We start from the raw sequence: 18617 nt of genomic DNA on the forward strand, positions 1-18617 counted from the left end.
GGTCAGGTCGGACCGGTCCCGGCCGGGGTCCGGCCGACTCCGATCGAGTCTGGCCCGGTCCTAGCTGATCCAGGTCCAACCGGGTCGGTCCTCAGCCGGTTCCGGCAGGGGCTCCGGGCGGGAGGCCCGGTAGAAGGCCCGGTGCGGGGTCACCAGTGGGGCGGGCGATCCTCGATCAGCCGGGCGTCGTCATCCGCCTCGCGCCACTCGCTCCATCCGAGGTCGGTGTCGTCACCGGTCTGGTCGGGCAGGATCGGCAGACCGTCATCGGAGAGGTCGACAGGGCGCAGATCATCAGGTTCATGCGATGTCACCCGTCCATGCTAGCTAACCTCACGGGGAGCCCTCTCCTCTGGGAGAAAGCATTTCGCCCCATGTCCACGGCACAAAGAACAACGCAAAGGACAGCCGGAGGTCCAGACGGTACGATGCAAGGGCAGGTGTGATCTACCCCTCCAGCTACCCCCCGTGAGGCGGCCATGGCAACGCCATCAGGATGGCGGCGAGACGGCAATCTCCCCAACGAGCTGACCAGCTTCGTGGGACGCACCAAGTTACTGATCACCCTCCGGCAGCGGCTTCAAAATCCTGAGACGCGGCTGGTCACCTTGACCGGTGTCGGAGGCGTCGGCAAGTCCCGTACGGCGCTGCGCATCGCGCACCTCGAGCAGAACCAGTTCAAGGACGGCGTATGGTTCGCCGACCTGGCCCGGCTACAGGACGCGGGGATGGTCCGGCACACGATCGCCTCGGCGCTCGGGATCGCCGACCAGTCCTCACGCTCGGAGAGCGACACACTCACCGAGTGGGTAGGCGATCGGCACATACTGCTCATCATCGACACCTGCGAGCACCTGCTGGAGGCCTGCACCAGCCTGATCGACGTGCTGCTGGATCGCGCCCCCAACCTGCGCATCCTCGCAACCAGTCGACAGTCCATGCAACTGCCGTACGAGCAGGTCGTGAACATTCCGCCGCTCGCGGTTCCTGGCGACGATCCCGCCGAGAGTCTGTTCTCCAACGAGTCGATCCAGCTGTTCACCGCGCGGGCCAGGGCGGTCGTACCCGACTTCGTGCTCGACGAGAAGACCATCGGCTCGGTGGCCGAGCTGTGCCAGCGACTCGACGGCATCCCGCTGGCCATCGAGCTCGCCGCGGTGCGGCTGCGGGCACTGTCGGTGGTGCAGATCCTGACGTTGCTGGCCGACCGGTTCAGCCTGCTGTCCGGCGCGAGCCGTACGGCGTTGCCGCGACACCAGACGCTGCGGGCGGCCATCGGCTGGAGTCACGAGCTGTGCGAGCCCTCTGAGCGGCTCCTCTGGGCACGGCTCTCGGTTTTCGCCGGCGACTTCGAACTGGATGCCGCCCGTTACGTCTGCTCCGGGGACAATCTTCCCGCCGAGGACATCATGGATCTCATCTCCAGCCTCGTGGAGAAGTCCATCCTGCTGAGCGACGGCACGCCCTCCGGCCACCGCTACCGGCTGATCGACACTCTGCGTAAATACGGAGAGGAGTGGCTGGAGAAGCTGGAGGACACCGATCGCATACAGAAGCGGCATCGGGACTACTACCTGCAGCTGGCGGAGCGCGGCGAGCAGGCCTGGTCGGGGCCACGGCAGGTGTACTGGTTCATGCGCACGCGTCTGGAGCAGAACAACCTCCGCGCAGCCATCAACTACTGCCTCTCCACACCGGGCGAGGCGAAGACCGCCCTCGATCTGCTGTCGTCGCTCTGGTTCATGTGGGTGGCCTGCGGATTCTCCCGCGAGGGCAAGCTGTATCTGGAGCGGGCGCTGGCGGCGAACCCCAAGCCGAGCAAGGAGCGCTGCAAAGCACTGTGGGTGATTTCGTATATATGCAGCCATCAGGGCGACACGCACGGCGCGATACAACACGCCGAACGGTGCAGTAGCGAGGCCATGCAGGTAGGCGACTCCGCCGCCGTCATCCTGGCCACCAAGATGCTCGGCACCGCGGCCTCGCTCCAAGGCGATCTACGGAAGGCCACTGCGCTGCTGGGCGTCGCCATCGAGTTCCATCGCGGTGGGGGCGAGCTCAATCCGGGCCTGCTGCCGGCGATCGTCGAGTTGTCGTTCGTGCTCACCGCGCAGAACGAGACGGCCGAGGCCGAACAACTCCTACAGGACTGCCTTAACGTCTGCCTGCAACGGGGCGAGCTGTGGCTGCGCTCATACGTGTACTGGGCCATGTCGGAGGCGCAGCTGAAGTCCGGCCGCATCACCGAGGCCGCCACCAACGCCCGTGAAGGGCTGCGCATCAAGCTGCACTTCCATGATGTGATCGGCACTCTGATGTGCCTGGAGGCGATGGCGCGCATCGCCGTCGCCGAGGAGCAGGCCATGCATGCCGCCCGGTTGCACGGCGCCTCCGAGGGCAACTGGCGGTTGTTCGGGCTGCCTCTGTTCGGCTCTCCGTTCTTCGAGGAAGGCCACAAACAGGGCGTCAAGGAGTGCAAGCGCATGATCGGCGACAGCGCCTACCAGATCCACTTCCAGGAGGGCTTCCAGCTCTCGTTGGAGGAGGCGACAACGCTCGCACTTGACGACGGCACGACGCCCGGGCCGTTCCGCAAGTAGCCCCAATATGGCGTCAGTCGGGGAGATGGTTGCACTTCGCCGGAATTGTCCCCATTTGCCAGTCTTGCTACCATTTCGCAATCGTTTAATCCCATAATTCTCATCCAAAGTTCTTGCCCTATCGGTAAATTTGGGGAAATGTAGAGCACATTATCTAGGATTGGGTTATGGAAAGGTCGCACGCATGGAAGATGTCACTCTGCCTGTGTTGCGAATCCCGTTTCCGTCCCGCATCAATCCCTTCGAGGCGGCGGCCGCAGCGCACACCACCGAGTGGGCCCGGAAGTACGGCCTCATCACCGAGGAGGCCGAGGAGGCCCGCTTCGTGGGTGAGTCCTACGCCCGCCTGGTGGCTCGGCTCTACCCTGAGGCATCCCTCCCCGACTTAGAGCTGGCCGCCGATCTGAACAGCTGGTTCCACGTCTACGACGATCAGTTCGAGCTGGCCGAGGTGGGCCGCGACCCCGTCCTGGCTCGCAGGCTCGCCGAGCGGACCGAGTCCCTGCTCCGAGGCGACCCGCCCGGACCCACCGCCGGCCCCGTCCTACTCGGCCTGGTGGTTCTGCGCGAGCGGATGCAGACCCGAGCCGGGGACGCGTGGTGGGAGAGGTTCTCCCGAAACTTGCGGCAGTGCTTCAACGCCGCGATGTGGGAAGTGGACAACCGGGCAACCGGGAAGATCCCCGACCCGGTGTCCTACGTGGACCATAAGCTCGATATCGCCTATGTTCCGCCGTCGTTCGACCTCATCGAGCTGATCGAGCACTTCGAGGTACCGGCCGCTATCCGCTCCTCTGCGGAGTACACCACGCTCCAGCACGAGGCAGGCCACGTGGTCGTGTGCACCAATGACATCGTTGGGCTACGCCGCGAGCTCGCGCAGGGCGAGTTCCACAACCTCGTCGTCGTGCTCAGGAACGCGCAGGGTTGCACGCTCCAGGAGGCCGTCGACCAGGTCGAGCGGACGATCTCAGAACGGGTCGACAAGTACCTCGCCGCCAAGGAGGCGCTGGAGGTCAGGTTCGACATCCTGGGTGTGGACGAGGAAGTACGGTGGGCGACTCGGCGTTGCGTCGCTGGGCTGGAGCACTGGATGCGCGGCTACCTGGACTGGGCGCTGGAGTCCCGGCGCTTCTCCGACCTCGTGCTCCCCGGCCAGGTCTCCAGCTTCCACCAGGAGCTGATCGACTGAGGCACGAGGCGCCGGCTCACGAACCGGCCGGCCCGCCGAACCAGCGGAGGAACTCCTCGTGCCCGAACATCCGCGCCGTATCCGTCGCCGACGGAACCCCCGCGTCCGGATCCGCGCCCGCGTCGAGGAGTGCCCGGATCACTTCCGGCTCCTTCTTGAAGACCGCGCCCGCAAGCGGCGTCTGTCCGCGATCATTGGCTCTGCCCGCGTCGGCTCCCAATTCGGCGAGCACCCTGACGGTCTCCGCGTGCCCGTGGTAGGCGGCGAGCATCAACAGGGTGTCGCCCTTGTCGTTGCTCAGGTTGGCCGGAACCCCGGCCTCGACATATGCGCGGAGCTGATCGGTCTCCCCGGTCCTCGCCAGGTCGAACAGACGGGTCGCGAACTCCTCGAGCTCCGGGTCAGGCTGCATGGGATCCATTCTGCCCCGATAGGGTGCCCTGTGATCGGCACAGGTAGGCGGAATTCAACGGACGCCCCACGGGTTGATCTGAGAGACGACCGACGAAAGGCTGGAAAACGGTGTTCGACCCGACGGATCTCTACCGGCTCAGCGGAGACATCCCTGAGCTGACCGATCCGGTGCTGCTCTACCAATTCGATGGGTTCGTGGACGCGGGCGGGGCCGGGCGGCTCGCCATCGGTCACCTGCTCGACGAGCTGGAGCACCGGGTCGTCGCGACGTTTGACGTGGATCGCCTGCTCGACTACCGGTCCCGGCGACCGATCATGACTTTCGACACCGACCGGTGGGTGGATGTGGACAGCCCCGGGCTCATCCTGCATCTCGCCCACGACACCACGGGCACGCCGTTCCTGGTGCTCACCGGCCCCGAGCCGGACCGCGAGTGGGAGTTGTTCACCGCCGCCCTCGACACGCTGGCCACCCGGCTGAACGTCAGCAAGCTGGTGACCGTTCACGGCATCCCGATGGCCGTCCCGCACACCCGCGCGCTGGGCATCACCGGTCACGCCAGCCGTCCCGAGCTCATCACCGGCCAGACCAGCTCCTTCGGCAAGGTCCAGGTGCCGGGCAGCGTGGCGGCGCTGATCGAGTTCAGGCTCGGCGCCAAGGGACACGACGTCATGGGCTACGCCGTGCACGTCCCGCACTACCTCGCCCAGGCCGAATACCCGTCGGCCGCGGTGACCGCCCTGGAGGCGGTCACGAAGGGGACCGGGCTGGTGTTCCCGCTGGAGAGCCTGCGGGATGCCTCCGACAAGACCAACATCGAGATCGCCGAGCAGATCCAGGCCTCTGAGGAGCTGTCCACCGCCATCACCGGCCTGGAGCAGCAGTACGACGCGTTCGCCACCGGCTCCGCGCGCGAGAGCCTGATGGCCGAGAGCTCGGAGATGCCCACCGGCGACGAGCTCGCCGCCCAGTTCGAGGCCTTTCTCGCCGAGCGTGACGAGCAGCGGGGTGACTGACCTCCGCGTCGGTCTCATCGGGTACGGCGTGGCGGGGGCGTTCTTCCACGCCCCGCTGATCGCCGCGACTCCGGGGCTGCGGCTGTCCGCCGTGGTGACCGGAAATCCCGAGCGGGCAGCCGAGGTGAGCGAGAAGTACGGCGCGCGTGCGGTCGGCGACGCCTCCGGCCTGTGGGACTCCAGCGACCTGATCGTGGTCGCCTCCCCCAACCGCACCCACGTCCCGCTGGCGACGGCCGCCCTGAACGCGGGTCTGCCCGTCGTGGTCGACAAGCCGCTGGCGGCGACCGCGGAGGAGGCGCGCGGCCTGATACGGCTGGCGCGCGATCGCGGTCTGATGCTGACCGTGTTCCAGAACCGGCGCTGGGACGGCGACTTCCTGACGATCAGGCGGCTGCTCTCGGCGGGAGAGCTCGGCACGGTGAACCGGCTGGAGTCCCGGTTCGACCGCTGGCGCCCCACCCCCAAGGGCGGCTGGCGTGAGGTCGGCGGCGCCGACGAGGTCGGCGGCCTCCTCTACGACCTCGGCAGCCACCTGGTGGACCAGGCACTGCGACTGCTCGGCCCGGCCACCGAGGTCTACGCCGAGCTCGACATCCGCCGCGCCGGGGTCACCGCCGACGACGACGCGTTCATCGCGCTCACCCACGCGAGCGGAGCCCGCTCACATCTGTGGGCCGGCGCGGTCACTCCCCGGCTCGCCCCCCGCTTCCGGGTCCTGGGCTCGCGGGCGGGTTACGTGAAGTACGGCCTGGACGTTCAGGAAGAGCGCCTGCGTGCCGGTCTCGGCCCGGACTCCCCCGGCTTCGGCGACGAGCCGCAGGATCGGTGGGGCACCGTCGGCATCGACGACGACAACCACCCCGTCCCCACGGAGCCGGGCGCCTATGCCGACTTCTACGGGGCCGTGGCGGCGAGCCTGCGCGAGGGCACTCCGCCTCCGGTCGACCCGGAAGAGGTGGTCGAGAGCCTCACCGTTCTGGAGGCCGCCCGCCGTTCGGCCACCGAGCGCCTGGTCGTCTCCCTCTGAGACCTGCCGAGGGTCCCGGCCGGAGCTTCTCGCTGAGACACGGCACCTCCGGGTTCCCATCGAGATCCGCCGGGACACTCCGGCCCGGTTCTCACCAAGGTCCGTCTCTCCGAGGCCCCGGGGATCTGGGGGCCGCCGGTCCACCGGCGGCTCCCGGTCCGGTCAGTCGCGCAGACGGGAGCGGACGGCTTGGGAGTCGGCCTCGGTCCAGCCGTGTGCGGCGAGCCACGCCATGGGACCGCCGAAGCGGTCGTCGAGGACGCGCAGGAACTGCTCGATGTATTCGGGGCGCGGCCGGTGCTCGTCGGCCGGGCGGGTGTCGAGGTCGTCGCGGTAGGTGGAGCTGGAGCGCAGCCGGGCCAGGATGCCCTCCAGGCGGTCACCCGTGGCGACGTAGTCGGCGACGATCGCCTCGCGGGTGACTCCGGCGATCTCCAGCGTGAGGGCGCTGACCACGCCGGTGCGGTCCTTGCCCGCCGCGCAGTGGATGATCGCGGCGCCGTCGTCGTTGGCCAGGGTGCGCAGGGCGGCCAGGATCGAGTCGGGGCGCTCACGGAGATAGCCGTAGTAGAAGCCGGTCACCCGGAGCTCGGCGAGGTCCTCGTCGGCCCGCTCCTGCCAGGGCAGCACCTTGTCGGCCTCGATCGTGTCGGCCTCGACGTCGGTGTGCCTGCCGCCCTCGGCGAACAGGGTGAGATGGTGGATGCTCACCTCCGGCACGGTGGTGAGCGGGCCGGGCCCCTCGAGGCTCACCTCGGGGGTGGAGCGCAGGTCGATGACGTGGCGGAGTTTGAGCTCCCCGACGAGCAGTTCGACGTCGCGCTCGGTCAGCCCCTGCAGATTGTCCGACCGATATATCCGGCCGAAACGCGTAGTCTCGCCGTCCACTGTCGCGAGCCCGCCGAGGTCGCGTACGTTGACGGCACCTTCAAGATCGATCCATCGCGTCAAGTCGTTCATCGCTCACCAGCTTATACGCGGAAATATGAGCAAGTAGTTAACGTTGGACGCCCGTTGCCAGAAATAGCGGTGCTCTATCGACAAGTCCGTAAATGTGCCGCATTCATGGCAATGAGATGAGACTGACCGCCGCCCCCGCCGATTCGGCCTCCCGCGCGGGAACTCCGGGGTGCGTCCATCCCGGCCCGATCGATGTGCCGCGTTCATGCGATGAGAAAGGCCCGCCGGTCCTGACCGGTTCAGCCTTCCGCTCGACGCAGGAGCTCCAGGGTGCGCCCCACTCCGGACTGGTTGCCGAGGCTGCGGTAGATGTCCAGGGCCTGCCGGAGTACGGAGACCGCCGCCTGCCGGTCGCCCGCCTCCAGGTGCGTCTCCCCCAGGTAGCGCAGCGACCTGGCCATCCACCAGCGGTCGCCCAACTCCTCGAAGTCGCGCACGGCCTGCCGAAGTGACTCCTGTGCCTCCTGCGTACGGCCCAGCCGCCCGTGGGCGCGTCCGGCGGACAGCTCGGCCCTGGCCACGCCCCACGAGTCGCCGAGCGCGGCCAGCATCTCGGCGGCCCGGCGCACGTAGACGAGCTCGCGGAGCCCGTCTGCCGGGTTGCCGACCTCCCCGGCCGCGCGCAGGCACCTGGCCTCCTCCCAGAGCTCACCGCGGAGCCTGAACATCTCCGCGGCCCGATCCAGGCTGAAGCCCGCCCTCGTGAAGGCCTCCGCGGCACCGCTGTCACCGTCGGCGTGCAGCCCTCTGGCCGTCGCGGCGAGGACCTCGCCGTAGGCGCGCAGCGTCTGCGCCTCGGAGTAGCGGTTACGGTCGTGCTTGAACACCTCCAGGGCCTCCTCCAGCAGTTCCCTGGCCTCCTTGGGCCTGCGCTGGGCGAGCCGGAGTTCGGCGAGGTTCCGCTGGGTCCTGGCCGCCCACCAGCGGTCCTCCTCGCCCTTGAAGTCGGCGATGGCGCCGATCAGGTAGTTCTGCCCGCGGTCGAGGTTGCCGTCGCTGAACAGGGTCATGCCGACCGTGCGCATCGCCCGCGCCGCCCACCAGGACTCGCCGAGGTCGGTGAAGATCTCCAGTGCCCGCTCGGCGTCCGCCACGGCGGACCGGTGGTTGCCCTGCCCGCCCGTCACCGCCGCCCGGTCCAGCAACGCGATGCCCAGCGCCCGCTGGTCGCCCGTGCGGAGCGCGGCCTCGCACAAGATGTCGGCGACCGTTCGCCAGTCGGACCAGTAGGCCCTCAGGGAGTGGCAGAGCGAGCAGAAGGCCCGGCCCAGGCCCCAGGCCAGATCCCACATCTCCAGGCTTCTGGCCTGGCTGATCGCGGCGACCAGGGTCAGCCGTTCGGCGTTGAGCCAGTCGGCCGCCGAGCTCTGGATCTGCGCCGCGGACCTCGGGTCCGCGGGCTTGGCCCTGCGCCCCCAGTCCTGCGGCCAGCGGGCCACGGCCGCGGACTCGGCGCGGCGGCGGTAGCCGGAGAAGACCCGCTCGATGGCCGCCCGGCGGTGGCCGTCGTCGTCGCCGGAGAGGGCCAGCTCACGGGCGAAGATCCGGACGAGGTCGTGCAGCCGGTAGCGCATCACCCCGGCGAAGTCGATGCCCGAGCACTCGGCGAGCTGGGCGTCGATGAGCACCTCCAGCTGGTCGGCGCCGTCCGGCTCGGAGGTGGCGAGCAGCTCTCCCGCCACCCAGCCGGGCACGTCGGGGGCGCCGAGCAGGCTGAGCAGGCGCAACAGGCGACGCTGGAGGCCGGTGCAGTCGTCGTAGCTCAGCTGGAGGGAGGCGCGCACGCTCTTGTCGAGCCTGGGGGCGAGCTGGAGGTGGTCGAGGCGGCGGCGCTCGTCCTTCAGCCGGTCGGCGAGCTCGCGCAGGGTCCAGTTCTCCCGGGTGGCCAGGCGTCCGCCGCAGATGCTGAGGGCCAGCGGCAGGCGGTCGCACATTCGGACGATCTCCTGGGCCGACTCCAGGTCGGCGGCGACCCGGTCGTCTCCGGCCAGCCGTGCCAGCAGCTCCACGCCCTGTGCCTCGCTGAACACCGACAGCTGCTTGTCGTAGGTGTTGAGCAGGAAGAGCGGCTGCCGCGAGGTCACCATGACCGCGCAGCCGGGCTCGGCCGGGATCAGATCCTTGACCTGGTCGCCGTCGCGGGCGTTGTCCAGGCAGATCAGGATGCGCTTGCCCTTGGTCCAGGTCAGCCAGAGCTTGCGCAGCTCGGCCGGGCCGCCGGGGTCGGTGGTGAGCCGCACGCCGAGCGCGCGCAGGAAGCCGATCAGCACCTCCTCGGGGCTGATCGGGGCCTCCACCGTGCCGCGCAGGTCGGCGTAGAGGCGGCCGTCGGGAAAGTGCCCGGCGATCTCGTGCCCGAACCGGGCGATGAGCACGGACTTGCCGACCCCGCCCCTGCCGTACACCGAGACGACCAGCGGCGAGGCGCTCGCCGCGTGACCCCGGGAGCGGCGCTCGGCGAAGACCTCGCGCAGCTCGGCCAGCGACTCGGTGCGGCCGGTGAAGTGCGCGGACACCGGCGGCCACTGGTCCGGCGGACGCCAGGACCTCTCGTCGCCGCCGGCCTGCTCCCCGTCCCGCGTGCCGGCGGTCGCCCAGGTGAGCACGCCGACCAGGAGGCCGGCGATCGCGGTGATGCCGACCTTGGCCCCGATGGGCAGGTCCCAGACGTCCAGTGAGGTCGCCAGGACACTGGCCATCGCCGCGGCGATCCCGGCCGCGGCGGGCGCCGCCAGTGAGATTCGCCGCCTCGGTGGTCTGGGAACACGCTGCTCAGGCAGGTTTGACGGCCCGGCCATCCATCCACGCCCCTCGGAGAAGACCACGGCACGTCCGCGGCCCCCGCCCCAGCCGACGCGTTCTCTCAAGATTCATTCAACCAGATACCAGGCCGGGGACCACAGATCTCGGGGATGCCAACCGGTTGGTATGCACACTTTTCATGAACCGCACACTCCGCGTGGGGTGTCCGGACGTTCGCCGACGGCGACCCCGTTCGGCTACGCCCGGCCTTCCGGTTCGCGGAGGCTCCCATGGGGCGGGGGTACGGCGTGCACGCCGTACCCCCGCTGTCGTTCTTCCGCGGATCTCCCACAGACGGGCCGGGTTCTGCGTTCTGTGCTTCACGGACCGGCCGTGTCCTTCTGCGGGCTCCTATGGATTTCTACTGATCACTACAGGTTTCTACGGACCGCTACAGATTTCTACGGGCCGCTACAGGCCGATCGCGTGGCAGGTCGCCTTGGCCTTCTTGGACGGGTCGCTCTCCGAGGTGGCGGTCAGCGTGACCTTGCCGAGCAGGCTGCCGCCCTTCGCGCGCTGGGCGTTGACGGCGACCTTCGTGTTCTTGCCCGAGTCCGCGGTCACGAGCTCGTTGGGCAGTGAGACGGTCCAGCCCTTGCCCTCGACGGTCGCCGACAGCCGGTAGACGTCGCCCTTGAGGTAGGCGCTCACGTCCTCCGGGTGCTGCCCCTGGGCCGGGGCGGCCTTGCCGGTGTTGAACAGCGGGAAGCTGCAGTTCGACAGGCCCTTGGCGCCGGGGATGCCGACGGCCGGGAGCAGCTTCACGCCGCGCTTGTTCGGGCCGGCGCCGTCCAGGGAGCGGATGGCCACCGTGTAGGACAGGATGCCCTTGCGGTCGCGCTTGAGGTCGAGGACGTAGAAGTGGAGGCGGTTGGCCTCGTCCACGTACTCGAACTCCGATCCCGAGTTGGTGCCGGCGTGGAACAGCGCGTCCGACAGCTGGCGGTAGTCGCCGAGCGTGATGGGCACGGCGGTGCCGTCCGGCAGGACGTAGTCGGTCATGCCGATGTCCTGCGGGTTGGCGTCGATCACCCACTCGAACGGCGCCCGGTCCTGGTCCTTGGTCTTGGCCAGGAGCACGCCGGAGTCGGGGGTGAAGGAGTCGGCACCCATCCTGTCGACGACCTCGACGGTGTAGTTGTTGTAGCCGCCGCCGTCGCAGTAGACATCGGTGTTCACGCTGCAGGCCGGGCTGCGGTCGCCGTCGCCGAAGGCGATGTTGACCCCGGACAGGCCGGTCGCTCCCGGCTGGGCCACCCGGGCGGTGACGTTGGCCACGACGAGACCCGACTCGGCCAGCGCCGCGCGGGACAGGCGCAGCACGTTGTTCTCGTCCACCATCTCAAGCTTGATCTTGTTGCGGAGCATGTGCTGGGCGCCCATGGAGCCGCCGCCGGTGGGAGGGATCGTCCAGCGGCTGTGCGGACCGCCGGGCCCGTTGAAGCTGCCCCGGCTGAGCATCTCCCAGATGCCGGTGTAGGCCCGGCGCAGCGGCACCCCGTACGGGTTGTTGTAGTTGTCGCCGATGCCGAGGATGTGGCTGAGCTCGTGGGCGTAGACGCCCTGTCCGGAGCTCTCGGCCTGGGTGGACGAGCCGCCTCCGGCGTTGGGCCAGATGGAGGCGGCCGAGGCCCAGGAGGTCCACTCCACGTAGCGGGTCCTGGCCCAGTTGGTCAGGGCCGAGTCGGGCGGGCCGAAGTCGTCGGTCACCGCCTCCTTGGTCGGGAACTTCATCGACCCGAACTCCTGCCAGGTGGCCGACTCGTCCTGGCCCGCGCTCAAGTAGAAGACGAAGTCGAACCCGGCGGGGATCTCCGGGCCGACCGCGCTGTCCCACGCGGCCCGCCCGTCGGTCCTGATGTTCCTGTTGCAGTTGTCCCCGGCCGGGCAGGCGGTGCCCTCCTGGAACTCCATGGCGTACTCGTGTGACTTTCCGGGCATCTGGTAAGGACCGAAGGCGGTCAGATCCACGCCGTAACGACCGCCGGAGTCCTCCATCCAGTATTCGTGGATGGTGTGGCCCCGGTTGAGTTCGTTCGGGGTGTTGAGGAAGTCCTTGTAGAACGTGGCGACCTGGTCACGGGGGATGTCGTGGGCCTCGGCGCTGGGGTTCTTGAAGACGGTCGAACCCTTGGGCTGGGTGACCACGAAGGGCTGGTTGGGGTAGTCGAGCAGGACGAGCGCGCCGCGGAAGGTGCGCTTGGATCCTGTGGCCTTGGGGTCGGCCCACTTCGTGCCCGGAGGCTTGGTGTAGTCGGACCACGTCATATGGTCCGGGTTCTTCCAGTTCTGCGGGTCGATCGGGGCGGGACCATCCGGCTGGGTGCGCAACCTGGCCTCGGGAGAGCCCTCTGCGGGGGCGTCCAACTGCCAGGGCTGCGTCTGGGGCCACTGGTCAAGACGCCAGGGCTGTTCGGGGTCGGGAGAGGGATCAGCGGACGCGGGGAGGGAAGCGAAGCCGATCGGGAGCAGCACCACGGCTGCGATCAGTGCTTTCAGCGACCAAGGGGGGCGAGTCACGATAAACGACGTTATAGATCAGTTTCGTAGAGATCAACACCATTTGTAAAGAAGCTGGGTCATCTGAGCGTTTTCTCCGTGAGGTCGTTTGAGATCGACAGGCTGATCAACGTAACCTGGGAAAGGGACGAAACCACAGGAGTGCCTATGCCGACGCGGGCCGACCAGACCATCGGCACGCGTGCGCGGGCACCCGTCTCCATCCACAGCGCGCCGCTGGTCCTGCCCGTCTGCGCCCCACCGGTCGAGGACGGCTCCGTCCTCGTCAGAGGTGACCGCGTGCTCAAGGTCGGGCCTCGCACGAAGATCGAGGCCGCCTATCCCGATCTCACTCCGGTCCGCTGGCCGGGCATGATCGTGCCTGGCCTGGTCGACGCGCATCTCCGGCTCGACAGGACCGCCTTCCCCCCGGTGTTCGCCCACGGCGTCACCGCCGTCGGGGGGGTGGCCGCCGACCTGGACGCCGCGTCCACGCTCGGTGAGGCCGGACTCGGGGGCGTGACCTATCTCGAGACCCGTTGCGAGGACGAGGCCCGGTGGGAGGCCGACGGGCGCGATCGGCTGATCACCGCGATCGGCGAGGTGGACCACCCGGGGATCATCGGAATCGCCGCGCACTCCCCCGATCCCGTGGTCATGGAGGACCTGGCCGTCCTGTCCCGGACCTTCGGCCTCCGGCTCCACGTCGACCTGGGCCGCCATCCGGTCGGGTTCCTGGACGAGGTGGGAGTCCTCGGCCCCGGCTGCCACGTGGCGATCTCCGGACCGCTCGACGAGGCCGACCGCAAGCTTCTCCGGATCCGCGGCACGGCGGTGGCGATCTCGTCGCCGTTCGCCGCCGACGGCCTGCTGGACGGCGAGAACGTGATCGCCTTCGGTACCCGCATCGGCGGCGACCCGCTGGCCGCCGCCCGCATGCTCGACCGGGATCCCGGCCTCGCCCGGCTCCTGGTCGAGGCGGTGACGCTGGGCGGGGCGCGAGCACTGGGCCTGGCCGAGGGCGCCGGACGCCTCGGCTGCCTGGGACCGGGCAGCCGAGCCGACTTCGCCGTCTTCGCCGTGAAGGCCGATGAGCGGACCGCCTACACCGCCCTGCTCCACGAGGGACCGGGCCGGTGCGTGGCCACGGTCATCGGCGGCCGGCCCCACTGGCGCCTCGACGAAACCCAGGGCGTCGAGGCCAGACGTCTGGCCTAAAGCCCGCGGCTAAGCGGTGGTGGCGCCGCGCAGGGACGCCAGTGCGCCGGTCCAGCGCAGCAGCTCGTCCAGCATGAGGGTGGCGGTGTTCTCCATGGCCTCGTCGGCCTGGATCTCGCCCTGGTCGTTGAGGAGCCGCATGGCGAAGGGGATGGGCAGCGCTTCGAGCATGGGCATCATCTTCAACGAGGTGAGAATCGGCTTGATCCCCTGAACGGCGCGCAGGCCGCCGGAGACGCCACCGTAGCTGACCAGCCCCACGGGCTTGTACGCCCACTCGTTGTTCAGGTAGTCGAGGGCGTTCTTCAGCGGTGCGGTGTATCCGTGGTTGTACTCGGGCATCACGATGACAAACGCGTCCGCGGCGTCGGCCGTGGCGCTCCAGTCCTTGGTGTGCTGGTGTTCGTAGCGGCGCAGCCGGGGGTGGTTGGGCTCGTCCATGAGCGGCAGGTTCAACTCGGCCAGGTCGACCACGTTGACCTCGAAACCACCGTGTTTGACCGCCCAGTCGGTGAACCACCGGGCCACGGGCAGACCGATCCTGCCGGGACGGGTGCTGGCGATGATGACATGCAGCTTGGGCATAGGGGTGGACGCTCCTTGGCGCGTGATACTGGGGATCGGGTGACACGGGTTCAGGCGGGGAACGGGCGAACGCGTTCACCCACCGGCGGCCCGGCGAGGACAACCCGGAAGGGGTCTCCGCCGGACATGCCGTCCCTGACTTTCGATGTCGTCAGTAACGCCGAGGAGCCGCGAAAACATACCCGCCCGAAACCACGAGCATGTTCGGCGACGGCCCGTCACACGGCGTGACGCCGACCTCTTCCGGCATCGCCCGCCATGACGCGGGCCCTTCGTGGCGCCGTACGACATGGCGCGGCGGCACCATACGAGACCTGGCGTGGATCACGCTGTGACACCGCACGGCATGGAACGGACCCGCTTCACCCGGGTTGGCGGTCCACGACGCTCAGCAGCTCTCTGAGCTGGTCCTGCTGCTCGGGAGTGAGCACGGAGAACAGCTCCTCGGCCGCTCGCCTACGGGCCTCGCGCACCTGTTCGTATCTCGCGCGGCCCTCGGGGGTCGTCACCAGCAGGGTGGAACGGCGGCTCGCCGGATCGACCTCGCGGCGAACCAGGCCCGCCTCTTCCAGCGCGTCGATCACAGAGGTCACCGAACGCGGCACGATCTTCAGTCTCTCGGCGAGTTGCACCATCTTGAGCGGCGACTCGGAGTCGATGATCATCCTCAGCGCCCGAGCCTGGCTGGGGCTCATCCCGATTGGGCCGAGCTGCTCGCCGTACCCCCGACGCAGTCGATGGCCAACTCCGTGCACCAACTCGGCCAGTTCCGTCTCCACGGCCATGAACTTATCTCATTGTTTACGGGAATGACTATGAGCTAACCTCTGTTTGAGTAAACCTCAGAGAGGAGTTTCATGGCCGTACGAACCCAGGGGGCCGTCCAGCACGAAGGAACGCACATGGACCGCGAACCCTTCGTGAATGACGAGCCCCGCGCGCCCTTGCGGCGCATCGTCGCCCTGTTCCGCCCCTACCGCGGCCGGTTGGCCCTGGTCGGCGGGCTTATCGGGCTGTCCTCGCTCGTCTCGCTGGCCTCGCCGTTCATGCTGCGCGAGGTGCTGGACGACGCCATCCCCCACGGCAGGACCGGCCTGCTGACGCTGCTGGCACTGGGGATGATCGTGGTCGCCGTCACCACCAGCGTGCTCGACGTCGTCCAGACGCTGATCTCCACGGGGGTCGGTCAGCGCGTCATGCACGACCTGCGTACCGGTGTCTACGGTCACCTGCAGCGCATGTCCCTGGCCTTCTTCACCCGCACCCGCACCGGCGAGGTGCAGTCACGCATCGCCAACGACATCGGGGGCATGCAGTCGGTGGTCACCGCCACGGCTGCCTCGATCGTCTCGAACCTGACCACCGTGATCGCGACGATCATCGCGATGCTCGTGCTGGACTGGCGGCTGACCATAGTGTCGCTGCTGCTGCTCCCCGTCTTCGTCGGGATCAGCCGCAAGGTCGGCCGGGAGCGCAGGAAGATCACCTCCGAGCGGCAGCGGAAGCTGGCCGCCATGTCGTCGATGGTCCAGGAGTCTCTGTCGATCAGCGGCATCCTGCTGGGCCGGACGATGGGCCGCTCTCCCGAGCTCACCCGGCGTTTCTCCACGGCCTCCGACGAGCTGGCCGATCTGGAGGTGCGCTCCAGCATGGCCGGGCGCTGGCGGCAGTCCACCATCCAGATCATCATGGCGGCCATGCCCGCGATGATCTACTGGGCCACCGGGCTGACCTCGGTCATCTCCATCGGCACCGTCGTCGCCTTCACCACGCTCCAGATGAACCTGTTCCGGCCCACCGTGTCGCTGTTGCGCCTCGGCGTCGACGTGCAGAGCTCCCTGTCCCTGTTCGGCCGGATCTTCGAGTATCTCGATCTGCCCGTGGACATCCACCCCGGCACCCGCACGCTGACAAACGTGCGCGGCGAGATCCGCTTCGAGCACGTGGACTTCTCCTACGTCTCCCGCGAGTCCTCCGGCGAGCACGATGAAAAGAGCCCCTCCGTCGACGCCGGCGAGTCCGAGGGTGAGTACGGCGAGGCCTCGACGCTGTCGGACGTGAACCTCACCGTCCCCGCGGGCACGACCCTGGCCGTGGTCGGCGAGACCGGTTCGGGGAAGACCACGCTGAGCTACCTTCTCCCCCGCCTCTACGACGTGACCGGCGGCCGGGTCACCGTCGACGGCGTGGACGTGCGCGATCTGACCTTCGAAACGCTGGCCGAGACGGTCGGCGTGGTCTCCCAGGAGACCTACCTGTTCCATTCCTCGATCGCTGACAACCTCCGGTTCGCCAAGCCGTCCGCGACGGACGAGGAGATGGTCGAGGCCGCGCGTGCGGCACGGATCCACGACCACATCATGTCGTTGCCCGACGGGTACGACACCATGGTCGGCGAGCGCGGCTACCGGTTCTCCGGCGGCGAGAAGCAGCGCCTGGCCATCGCCCGGACGCTGCTGCGCAACCCGCCCGTGCTGATCCTCGACGAGGCCACCAGCTCCCTGGACACCCAGACCGAGCGTGCCGTCCAGGAAGCCCTGGACACCCTGTCGCACGGCCGTACCACCATCACGATCGCCCACCGCCTGTCCACGATCATCGACGCCGACCAGATCGTGGTCCTGGCCCACGGCCGCATCGTCGAACGCGGAACCCACGCCGAGCTTCTCACCGCCGACGGCCCCTACTCCGCCCTCGTCAGCCGCGACCAGCCCCTGACCATCGCCGCCTGACCCGACCGAGCCCGCTTCCGCGATATGGCCGCTCGCATTCGACAGCGGCACCTCAAGGGCACTCGGCTTCATCGGCAGGACGGTTTAAGCTGCTGCGGATGCCCAATCATGTGACCATAAATGACTACGACGAGGCCTGGGCCGTACGGGGTCCCGCCCTGGCGGCGGATCTGCGGACCATACTGGGGCCGGCCGTTCTGCGGGCAGAGCACATAGGCAGCACCTCCATTCCCGGAATGGCCGCCAAGCCGATCTATGATCTGCAGCTCAGCGTCCATGATCTGGACGAGGCGGTAAAAACCTTCGACGGTCCCCTCACCCAGATCGGGTTCACCTCGTTTCCCTACTACCAGGACCACGTCCCCGCAGGATCCAACGACGCGCCCCCGCTCTGGCGCAAGCGCCTGTGGGGCAGGCGTGGCGGTCCGGGCGAGGACGTCAACCTCCACGTACGGCTGCGCGGCGCCCCCAACGAGCGTCTGGCGCTGCTGTTTCGCGACTGGTTCAGAGCTCACCCCGAGGCGATCGCCGCCTACGCCGCCTTCAAGCGGGTGCTCGCCGGATCCGTCGGCGAAGCCGGCGTCTACACCGAGGTCAAGGATCCCGTCGTCGATCTGATCGTGGGCATCGCCGAATCCTGGGCCCACGAGACCGGCTGGCGTCTCTGAGGCCCAGGCCACCCGGAGGGCATCAGCCCGGGCCACCCCGAGTGCACAGGTCCAGATCACCCTGGGTGCGTAGGTCCAGATCACCCCGGCGTGCACAGATCCGGACCACCCCAGGGCGCGTAGGTCCAGGCCGCCCCGGGGTTTCGATCAGGGGCTTTCGGGGGCGTCGCCCTCCCTGCCCGGCGTCTGCGGCAGATGGCGGAGGAACCACTCCCCGGCCAGGTGGGCCACCTGTTCCAGCGTCCCGGGCTCCTCGAAGAGGTGAGACGCATCGGGGACGATCTCCAGGCGCGTCTCGCCACGCAGCTCCTTCATCGCCTCGCGATTGAGATTGAGGACGGCGGAATCTCGCTCTCCGACGATCAGCAGCGTGGGCTGGTGAACCGACTGGAGCGCCGCACCGGCGAGGTCCGGTCGCCCGCCACGGGAGACGACCGCCTTCATGAGGGCGGGACGGGCCGCGGCGGCGACGAGCGCGGCCGCCGCGCCCGTGCTGGCGCCGAAGAGCCCGACGCGGAGACCGGCGGTGGGTCTGTGTTCCGCCAGCCAGTCGGCCAGCGCCGCCAGCCGTATGGCGAGCCGGCCGATGTCGAAACGGAACTCGCCCGTCTGGATGTCGACCCGCTCCTCCGCCGGCGTGAGCAGGTCGGCGAGGATCGTGGCGAGGCCCGCCCTCTGGAGCTCACCCGCCACGTATCGATTGCGTGGGCTGTGGCGGCTGCTGCCGCTGCCGTGCGCGAAGAGCACCACTCCCTGTGCCTGCCGTGGCACCGCGACATCGGCCTCCAGCACGACGTCCACGGCCGGGATCTCCAGGCGCTCCAGGTTCATCCGGACGGCGTTCATGGCATTCCCCCTTCGGGCGGAAAGGACGGCTCTCTCCGGGGCCGGGAAGATCGA

The 18617-nt window shown here is 68.6% G+C and carries 15 protein-coding genes; 7 read left to right on the forward strand and 8 right to left on the reverse strand.

The genetic code is table 11. The features are described 5' to 3' along the window. Window positions 1-149: 149 nt before the first annotated feature. Complete coding sequence (locus tag DKM19_RS51095; protein WP_204358357.1) at window positions 150-314, reverse strand: hypothetical protein; 165 nt, start codon at window positions 312-314, stop codon at window positions 150-152. A gap of 165 nt (window positions 315-479) precedes the next feature. Here DKM19_RS51095 and DKM19_RS33485 point away from each other — a divergent pair, with 165 nt between their 5' ends. Beyond that, window positions 480-2600 (forward strand): ATPase, encoded by a 2121-nt coding sequence (locus DKM19_RS33485; RefSeq protein ID WP_110701294.1) that lies wholly within the window; start codon window positions 480-482, stop codon window positions 2598-2600. A 184-nt stretch (window positions 2601-2784) separates the two neighbouring features. Beyond that, the gene (locus DKM19_RS33490; protein WP_110701296.1) at window positions 2785-3792 is read left to right on the forward strand and encodes a hypothetical protein; all 1008 of its coding nucleotides are present in this window, start codon (window positions 2785-2787) and stop codon (window positions 3790-3792) included. Between the two features lie 16 nt (window positions 3793-3808). Here DKM19_RS33490 and DKM19_RS33495 read toward each other — a convergent pair whose 3' ends face one another. After that, complete coding sequence (locus DKM19_RS33495) at window positions 3809-4213, reverse strand: ankyrin repeat domain-containing protein (RefSeq protein ID WP_110701298.1); 405 nt, start codon at window positions 4211-4213, stop codon at window positions 3809-3811. 101 nt (window positions 4214-4314) lie between these two features. Here DKM19_RS33495 and DKM19_RS33500 point away from each other — a divergent pair, with 101 nt between their 5' ends. Both DKM19_RS33500 and DKM19_RS33505 read left to right on the forward strand, forming a co-directional pair. Continuing rightward, window positions 4315-5223 (forward strand): proteasome assembly chaperone family protein, encoded by a 909-nt coding sequence (locus DKM19_RS33500; RefSeq protein ID WP_110701300.1) that lies wholly within the window; start codon window positions 4315-4317, stop codon window positions 5221-5223. Next, complete coding sequence (locus DKM19_RS33505; protein WP_110701302.1) at window positions 5216-6253, forward strand: Gfo/Idh/MocA family oxidoreductase; 1038 nt, start codon at window positions 5216-5218, stop codon at window positions 6251-6253. Before DKM19_RS33500 ends, DKM19_RS33505 begins: the two co-directional genes overlap by 8 nt. Window positions 6254-6415: 162 nt before the next feature. Here the strand turns inward: DKM19_RS33505 and DKM19_RS33510 are convergent, their stop codons facing one another. The 3 genes from DKM19_RS33510 to DKM19_RS33520 form a co-directional block, all read right to left on the reverse strand. After that, on the reverse strand, window positions 6416-7213 hold the full coding sequence (locus DKM19_RS33510; RefSeq protein WP_110701304.1) for a tyrosine-protein phosphatase: 798 nt from the start codon (window positions 7211-7213) through the stop codon (window positions 6416-6418). A 239-nt stretch (window positions 7214-7452) separates the two neighbouring features. Next, complete coding sequence (locus tag DKM19_RS33515; protein ID WP_162641968.1) at window positions 7453-9912, reverse strand: tetratricopeptide repeat protein; 2460 nt, start codon at window positions 9910-9912, stop codon at window positions 7453-7455. Between the two features lie 514 nt (window positions 9913-10426). Next, window positions 10427-12535 (reverse strand): M6 family metalloprotease domain-containing protein, encoded by a 2109-nt coding sequence (locus DKM19_RS33520; protein WP_239513717.1) that lies wholly within the window; start codon window positions 12533-12535, stop codon window positions 10427-10429. A 147-nt stretch (window positions 12536-12682) separates the two neighbouring features. On the opposite strand from DKM19_RS33520, the gene DKM19_RS33525 reads away from it, so the two are divergent. Beyond that, window positions 12683-13732 carry a hypothetical protein gene (locus tag DKM19_RS33525; RefSeq protein WP_110701308.1) on the forward strand — a complete coding sequence of 350 codons (1050 nt, stop codon included), beginning with the start codon at window positions 12683-12685 and terminating at the stop codon, window positions 13730-13732. A gap of 9 nt (window positions 13733-13741) precedes the next feature. Here DKM19_RS33525 and DKM19_RS33530 read toward each other — a convergent pair whose 3' ends face one another. Continuing rightward, complete coding sequence (locus DKM19_RS33530) at window positions 13742-14317, reverse strand: NADPH-dependent FMN reductase (protein WP_110701310.1); 576 nt, start codon at window positions 14315-14317, stop codon at window positions 13742-13744. Between the two features lie 362 nt (window positions 14318-14679). Then, window positions 14680-15102, reverse strand: a complete 423-nt coding sequence (locus DKM19_RS33535) for a MarR family winged helix-turn-helix transcriptional regulator (RefSeq protein ID WP_239513718.1) — start codon at window positions 15100-15102, stop codon at window positions 14680-14682. Between the two features lie 117 nt (window positions 15103-15219). Between DKM19_RS33535 and DKM19_RS33540 the strand changes: the two genes are divergently transcribed. Continuing rightward, window positions 15220-17049 (forward strand): ABC transporter ATP-binding protein, encoded by a 1830-nt coding sequence (locus DKM19_RS33540; protein ID WP_110701312.1) that lies wholly within the window; start codon window positions 15220-15222, stop codon window positions 17047-17049. A 98-nt stretch (window positions 17050-17147) separates the two neighbouring features. Beyond that, the gene (locus DKM19_RS33545) at window positions 17148-17717 is read left to right on the forward strand and encodes a GrpB family protein (protein WP_110701314.1); all 570 of its coding nucleotides are present in this window, start codon (window positions 17148-17150) and stop codon (window positions 17715-17717) included. A gap of 147 nt (window positions 17718-17864) precedes the next feature. Here DKM19_RS33545 and DKM19_RS33550 read toward each other — a convergent pair whose 3' ends face one another. Next, complete coding sequence (locus DKM19_RS33550; RefSeq protein ID WP_110701316.1) at window positions 17865-18563, reverse strand: dienelactone hydrolase family protein; 699 nt, start codon at window positions 18561-18563, stop codon at window positions 17865-17867. Window positions 18564-18617 lie beyond the last annotated feature (54 nt).

Source organism: Streptosporangium sp. 'caverna', assembly GCF_003203775.1.
In the GTDB taxonomy this organism is placed as follows: domain Bacteria; phylum Actinomycetota; class Actinomycetes; order Streptosporangiales; family Streptosporangiaceae; genus Streptosporangium; species Streptosporangium subroseum.

Bases quoted from the DNA above. Each gene is read 5' to 3' on its own strand.
- DKM19_RS33485 (WP_110701294.1), top strand. From the start codon at position 480: ATGGCAACGCCATCAGGATGGCGGCGAGACGGCAATCTCCCCAACGAG.
- DKM19_RS33550 (WP_110701316.1), bottom strand. From the start codon at position 18,563: ATGAACGCCGTCCGGATGAACCTGGAGCGCCTGGAGATCCCGGCCGTG.
- DKM19_RS33540 (WP_110701312.1), top strand. From the start codon at position 15,220: ATGGACCGCGAACCCTTCGTGAATGACGAGCCCCGCGCGCCCTTGCGG.
- DKM19_RS33490 (WP_110701296.1), top strand. From the start codon at position 2,785: ATGGAAGATGTCACTCTGCCTGTGTTGCGAATCCCGTTTCCGTCCCGC.
- DKM19_RS33530 (WP_110701310.1), bottom strand. From the start codon at position 14,317: ATGCCCAAGCTGCATGTCATCATCGCCAGCACCCGTCCCGGCAGGATC.
- DKM19_RS33495 (WP_110701298.1), bottom strand. From the start codon at position 4,213: ATGGATCCCATGCAGCCTGACCCGGAGCTCGAGGAGTTCGCGACCCGT.
- DKM19_RS33545 (WP_110701314.1), top strand. From the start codon at position 17,148: ATGCCCAATCATGTGACCATAAATGACTACGACGAGGCCTGGGCCGTA.
- DKM19_RS33515 (WP_162641968.1), bottom strand. From the start codon at position 9,912: ATGGCCAGTGTCCTGGCGACCTCACTGGACGTCTGGGACCTGCCCATC.
- DKM19_RS33525 (WP_110701308.1), top strand. From the start codon at position 12,683: ATGCCGACGCGGGCCGACCAGACCATCGGCACGCGTGCGCGGGCACCC.
- DKM19_RS33510 (WP_110701304.1), bottom strand. From the start codon at position 7,213: ATGAACGACTTGACGCGATGGATCGATCTTGAAGGTGCCGTCAACGTA.
- DKM19_RS33535 (WP_239513718.1), bottom strand. From the start codon at position 15,102: ATGGCCGTGGAGACGGAACTGGCCGAGTTGGTGCACGGAGTTGGCCAT.